Origin of the sequence: Mesorhizobium sp. M7A.F.Ca.CA.002.04.1.1, assembly GCF_004022805.1 — a bacterium.
GTDB lineage: Bacteria > Pseudomonadota > Alphaproteobacteria > Rhizobiales > Rhizobiaceae > Mesorhizobium > Mesorhizobium ciceri.
Window position 1 is genome coordinate 1 of sequence record NZ_RZPL01000381.1, and the last position, 5,326, is coordinate 5,326.

Genomic DNA, 5,326 nt, shown 5'->3' on the forward strand with positions numbered 1-5,326 from the left:
GGTGGCCAGGCAGCGGAGCGGGCAAGGGTCGCGGTCAGTTCCCGATGCCCAGCTTCTTGCAGCCTTCCGCGTAACGATCGACGCAGAGCTCGGCCGCGGTGTTGATCTTCTTGTCGATGATCTCGGCCTTCAGGTTTTCCTGCGTCACAACAGCCGGCGTGAACAGCTGCGAGGGCGTATCGTACAGCGTCATCTCGGCCTTAGGCGTCTCGCCAGAAAGTAGCTTGATGGCGATGTTGGCGGCGGCCGCCGCCACGATCTCGCTCGGCTTGGAGATGGTGTTGTACTGGTCGCCGGCGATGATCAGTTGCAGTGCCGCGATCGTCGCGTCATTGCCGGTCACCGGCGGCACCGGATCGACGCCGGCCGCCTTGAAGGCCGCGATGGCGCCGCCACCGGTGCCGTCATTGGCGGCAACCACGCCGAGGATTTTCGGGCCGAAGCGGGTGATCTGGCCGCCGGCCCATTGCTGCGCCTTCGGCGGCGCCCATTCCGGCGTGTCGTATTCGGCCAGGATCTTGTAGCCGCTGTTGTCGAGGCCGGCATGGATGCCCTTCTTGATCAGGCCGGCCGCCGCGTCGGTCGGCGAACCGTTGATCTGTAAAACGCCGCCGGTGGCCGGATCGACCTTCAGCGCCTTCAGGTGCTCGACCAGCGAATCGGCGATGGCCTTGCCGATGCCTTCATTGTTGAACGAGACATAGAAGTCGGCCGGCGCTGTCGGGATTGGCCGGTCATAGGCTATGACCTTGATGCCCTGGCTCTGCGCCAGCTTGACCAGCGAGGCGGCGGCGGTCGAGTCGACGGGGTCGAGCACAATCGCCTTGGCGCCCTGCGAGATCACCGAGTTGAACTGCTGCTGCTGGCGCGAGGCGTCGGCATCGGCGTTCTGGTAGAGCACCTTGCAGCCCGGGCACAGCTTCTTCATCTCGGCGGCGAAGCCGGGATAATCATGCTGTTCGTAACGGGTCGAGGCCTGGTCAGGCATCAGGAAGGCGACGGTGGCGTCGGTGACTTCGGCTGCCTTGGCGATAGCGGCGGTGCCTGCCAGCAGCGACAGCGCAAGCGCTGCCATGCCGGCGGACTTGCCAGTGGACTTCAATGAAATTGAAAGTTTGGTCATTCGGTCTTCTCCGTTTCTGGATATGTTGTAAGAAGGTCGTGACTGCTTTGGTGGTCTGAAGACACCCATCCACCCTCGCCCCAATTGAAGGGGTACCAGGGTCCGGCGCTGGACTTTCGAGCCGCGCCGACGTCCTCCGCCGACGGAGGAATTCGAGACAAGCGTTCTCCATCACGAACCGCTCAACGCGGCTCACGTCCGTCATGCAAAAGAAAAATCCTCCCTTGGTTCCTCCCTGGCTCCTCCGTTAAGCGGCTTTTCCCGCGTTGATGTTGTCGGCCAGCAGGCGCCTGAAGCGCGAGGGCGGCATGCCCTTCTCCGCCAGGAACTGCCGGTTGAAATTGGACAGGTTGTTGAAGCCGACCTCGTAGCAGATGTCGGTGATCGAGGCCTGCTCGTCGCTCATCAGGATCTGGCAGGCGAGATTGATGCGCAGCCGCTTGACATACTGCACCAGCGACATGCCGGTGTGGCGGCGAAACGAGCGCGAGAAGGCCCCGGTCGACTGGCCGGCGATGGCGGCGAGATCCGCCTCGTCGAACAGCTGCGTCAGGTTCTCCCTGATATAGGCGAGCGCCTTGTTCATGCCGGCGGTCATGTAGCCCGACGGATCGGGCCGATAGCTGGCGCTGGCCAGCAGCTGGAATTCCTGGGCGCGGCTTAGCAGGCCGGCGATCATCATGAACAGCTCGATGCGGCGCACGCCCTGCGCCTGCATCATCTCTTCCATCAATGGCGCCAGCGCCTTGCTGGTGCGGTTGGAAAACAGCACGCCGCGCCGCGACGCCTCGAGCAGAGCCGCAAGCCCCGCCAGCTCCGGCAGCACATGCATGGCATCGCCGATGAAACTTTCGGAAAACTGAATGATGCGGCCGCGCAGCGGGATCGAGCTGTCCTTGGGGATGTCGCTGACCCAATTGTGCGGCAGGTTCGGCCCCGTCAGCACCAGATTGCCCGGCTCGAACTCGCCGATGAAGTCGCCGACGAAATAGCGGCCGTTGGTGAAGATTACCTGATGCAGTTCATATTCTGGATGGAAGTGCCAGCGCACCGTATGGAAGGGGTAGCCATGCGACCACGCCTTGAAGGACTCCCCGCGTCGTATCTGGACAACTTCCAGGTCCGGTTCCATGTCCGTTTCCTCCCGGCCGGCACGGATATTTGCCGCGTTCGGCCCAATTCCCTAAACCGGCCGAATTGGTTTCGGCTCTGCATTTCAAGAGCCACGGTACCGGCTCATGACAACAGGCGCCACCACGATTCAAGACAATGGATGATACTTTTTTAACCGGAAGGGCGCGCTCAGAGGCGCTATTCGGGCAGAACAGGTCAGTCTTGCTGACGCGTTCGCTCGACTGACCAACGAGAACACTACCGCCCGAAACGGAATTCCAACGTGTCCGGTGGGCGCCTGGCCTATCGCAAGAACAGCGTGTTCAGGCGCTGTTGCAGCGCCGTCATCGTAGTTCAGCTGGTGCGCAGCGCACCACCCGCCACCGTCGCGAGCGGCGTAACCATGTCAGGCACCAGTATGTCGTGGCGGCGCGCGAAGCTGACCAGCGTGGCCCGCACCGTCTCCGGATCGATTTCGCCGACGATGCCCGCCTTGCAAGCGTTGAGTGCGATGGCATGGGCGCCGTTGCGGCCGGCGCTCGGCCAGTCCTGCAGCAGTGCATAGGCTTCCATCACGCTGTCGATCATCCTCGGAAAGCCCATTCCGACCAGAAGTGTGACCGGTTCTTCGAATTGCCCGCGATTCATGGCTTGTACCTCCTCTCGATTGTTCAGGGCCTGCAGCGGGCCGAACACCGGGAAGCACGGCCCGCCGCGGATAGGTGAAGGGACTGGCCGATTTCCGTTCAGCCGCTGCCGGCGGATACCTCGGATGTTGCCGACACTTGCTGCGCTGCGAGGAACATCAGTGCCGACGCCGCGGTTCGCCGGTTCCAGCCGGCGGCTTCAGCCATGTCGAGCAGCCCTGCCAGCAGCGGCTTCAGCACGTTCCTGCATTCTGTTTCATAGGCCAGGAATTCCTTCGCTTGATGCGTAGGAGCCGGTACGGATCCGAGGCCAGCCATTGCATCCATCTTTACCTCCACTCTCTCTTCGACTGACGCCCGCTCCCCGCCAGGGGAGCGGGCGGATTGGGCCGCGACTTCAGAAGTCCATGCCGGCGCCGGCGGGCATTGCCGGGGCGGCGGCTTCCTTCTTCGGCTTCTCGGCCACCATCGCCTCCGTGGTCACCAGCAGGCCGGCGACCGATGCCGCGTCCTGGAGGGCGGTGCGCACCACCTTGGCCGGGTCGATAACGCCCTGGCCGAAGAGATCGCCGAATTCATTGGTCTGGGCGTTCCAGCCCCAGCCGAATTCGCTTTTCTCGCGCAGCTTGCCGACAATGATCGAGCCTTCGGCGCCGGCATTCTCGGCGATCTGCCGGACCGGCGTTTCGATGGCACGGCGCACGATGTCGACACCTGTCCTCTGGTCCGAATTGTCGGTCTGCACGGTATCGAGCGCCTTGGCCGCCCGCAGCAAGGCGACGCCGCCGCCGGGCAGCACGCCCTCCTCGACGGCCGCGCGGGTTGCATGCAGTGCGTCGTCGACACGGTCCTTGCGCTCCTTGACCTCGACCTCGGTCGAGCCGCCGACCCGGATCACCGCAACGCCGCCTGCGAGCTTGGCCAGCCGCTCCTGCAGCTTCTCGCGGTCATAGTCGGAGGTGGTCTCCTCGATCTGCGCCTTGATCTGTGCGACACGGCCCTGGATCTCTTCCTTGCGGCCGACACCATCGACGATGGTGGTGTTTTCCTTCTCGATCACCACCTTCTTGGCGCGGCCCAGCATCTGCAGCGTTACATTTTCCAGTTTGATGCCGAGATCATCCGAGATCGCGGTGCCGCCGGTGAGAATGGCGATGTCCTCCAGCATGGCCTTGCGGCGGTCGCCGAAGCCCGGCGCCTTGACGGCCGCGACCTTGAGGCCGCCGCGCAGCTTGTTGACGACCAGCGTGGCAAGCGCCTCGCCCTCCACATCCTCGGCGATGATCAGGAGCGGCTTGCCAGACTGCACCACGGCTTCGAGCACGGGCAGCATCGCTTGCAGATTGGAGAGTTTCTTCTCGTGGATCAGCACATAGGGCTCGTCGAGCTCCACGCGCATCTTGTCCTGGTTGGTGATGAAATAGGGCGAGAGGTAGCCGCGATCGAACTGCATGCCTTCCACGACTTCGAGTTCGGTCTCGGCGGTCTTGGCCTCCTCCACCGTGATGACGCCTTCATTGCCGACCTTCTCCATCGCCTCAGCGAGGAAGCGGCCGATTTCGGCATCGCCATTGGCGGAGATGGTGCCGACCTGCGCGATCTCGTCGTTTCGAGTGACCTTGCGGGCATTGGTCTTCAGTTCGGCGACCACCGCATCGACCGCCTTGTCGATGCCGCGCTTCAGATCCATCGGGTTCATACCCGAGGCAACCGCCTTGGCCCCTTCCCTGACGATCGCCTGTGCAAGCACCGTTGCGGTCGTCGTGCCATCGCCGGCAAGGTCGTTGGTCTTGGAGGCCACCTCACGCACCATCTGGGCGCCCATGTTCTCGAACTTGTCCTCCAGTTCGATCTCCTTGGCGACGGTGACGCCGTCCTTGGTGATGCGCGGCGCGCCGAACGACTTGTCGATGACCACATTGCGCCCCTTGGGACCGAGCGTCACCTTCACCGCATTGGCAAGGATGTCGACGCCGCGCAGCATCTTCTCGCGCGCTTCGGTATGGAATTTCACTTCTTTGGCAGCCATTGGATCACTCCTTTATCTAGGCAGCATTCGTTGACTGGTTGGATACAAGAAGCCGTCAGGCGGCCTTCTTCACTTCGGCGATCTCATCGATGATACCCATCACGTCGCTTTCCTTCATGATGAGCAGGTCCTCGCCGTCGAGTTTGATCTCGGTGCCGGACCATTTGCCGAACAGGATGCGGTCGCCGACCTTGACATCGAGTTCGACAAGCTTGCCGCTGTCGTCGCGCGCGCCGGGACCGACGGCGAGCACTTCGCCTTCCTGCGGTTTTTCCTTTGCGGTATCGGGGATGATGATGCCGCCGGAGGTCTTCTCCTCGGCTTCAAGGCGGCGGACCAGAATACGGTCATGCAATGGACGGAACGCCATGTCGTTCTCCTCGTGGACAAACAGGTTTTGAGGTTCCTCCGCAC

At 62.8% G+C, this 5,326-nt stretch carries 6 protein-coding genes; all 6 read right to left on the reverse strand.

Translation table 11 applies throughout. From position 1 onward, the window contains the following. Positions 1–34: 34 nt before the first annotated feature. A complete protein-coding gene (locus ENZ75_RS19555; protein WP_013530723.1) occupies positions 35–1,123 on the reverse strand; it encodes a sugar ABC transporter substrate-binding protein in 1,089 nt (362 codons plus the stop codon). A 247-nt stretch (positions 1,124–1,370) separates the two neighbouring features. Beyond that, on the reverse strand, positions 1,371–2,255 hold the full coding sequence (locus ENZ75_RS19560; RefSeq protein ID WP_013530722.1) for an AraC family transcriptional regulator: 885 nt from the start codon (positions 2,253–2,255) through the stop codon (positions 1,371–1,373). Positions 2,256–2,590: 335 nt separating this feature from the next. Then, a complete protein-coding gene (locus ENZ75_RS19565; protein WP_027160769.1) occupies positions 2,591–2,884 on the reverse strand; it encodes a DUF982 domain-containing protein in 294 nt (97 codons plus the stop codon). A gap of 98 nt (positions 2,885–2,982) precedes the next feature. Then, entirely contained in the window at positions 2,983–3,210 is a 228-nt protein-coding gene (locus ENZ75_RS19570; RefSeq protein ID WP_013530720.1) for a hypothetical protein, read from the reverse strand. A gap of 70 nt (positions 3,211–3,280) precedes the next feature. Further along, on the reverse strand, positions 3,281–4,912 hold the full coding sequence (gene groL / locus ENZ75_RS19575) for a chaperonin GroEL (protein WP_027160770.1): 1,632 nt from the start codon (positions 4,910–4,912) through the stop codon (positions 3,281–3,283). A gap of 55 nt (positions 4,913–4,967) precedes the next feature. Then, on the reverse strand, positions 4,968–5,282 hold the full coding sequence (groES, locus tag ENZ75_RS19580; RefSeq protein WP_013530718.1) for a co-chaperone GroES: 315 nt from the start codon (positions 5,280–5,282) through the stop codon (positions 4,968–4,970). Positions 5,283–5,326: the final 44 nt, after the last annotated feature.

Excerpts from the sequence above, each read along its gene's own strand:
- ENZ75_RS19555 (WP_013530723.1), bottom strand. The coding sequence starts at position 1,123 with ATGACCAAACTTTCAATTTCATTGAAGTCCACTGGCAAGTCCGCCGGC.
- ENZ75_RS19560 (WP_013530722.1), bottom strand. The coding sequence starts at position 2,255 with ATGGAACCGGACCTGGAAGTTGTCCAGATACGACGCGGGGAGTCCTTC.
- ENZ75_RS19565 (WP_027160769.1), bottom strand. The coding sequence starts at position 2,884 with ATGAATCGCGGGCAATTCGAAGAACCGGTCACACTTCTGGTCGGAATG.
- ENZ75_RS19570 (WP_013530720.1), bottom strand. The coding sequence starts at position 3,210 with ATGGATGCAATGGCTGGCCTCGGATCCGTACCGGCTCCTACGCATCAA.
- groL (WP_027160770.1), bottom strand. The coding sequence starts at position 4,912 with ATGGCTGCCAAAGAAGTGAAATTCCATACCGAAGCGCGCGAGAAGATG.
- groES (WP_013530718.1), bottom strand. The coding sequence starts at position 5,282 with ATGGCGTTCCGTCCATTGCATGACCGTATTCTGGTCCGCCGCCTTGAA.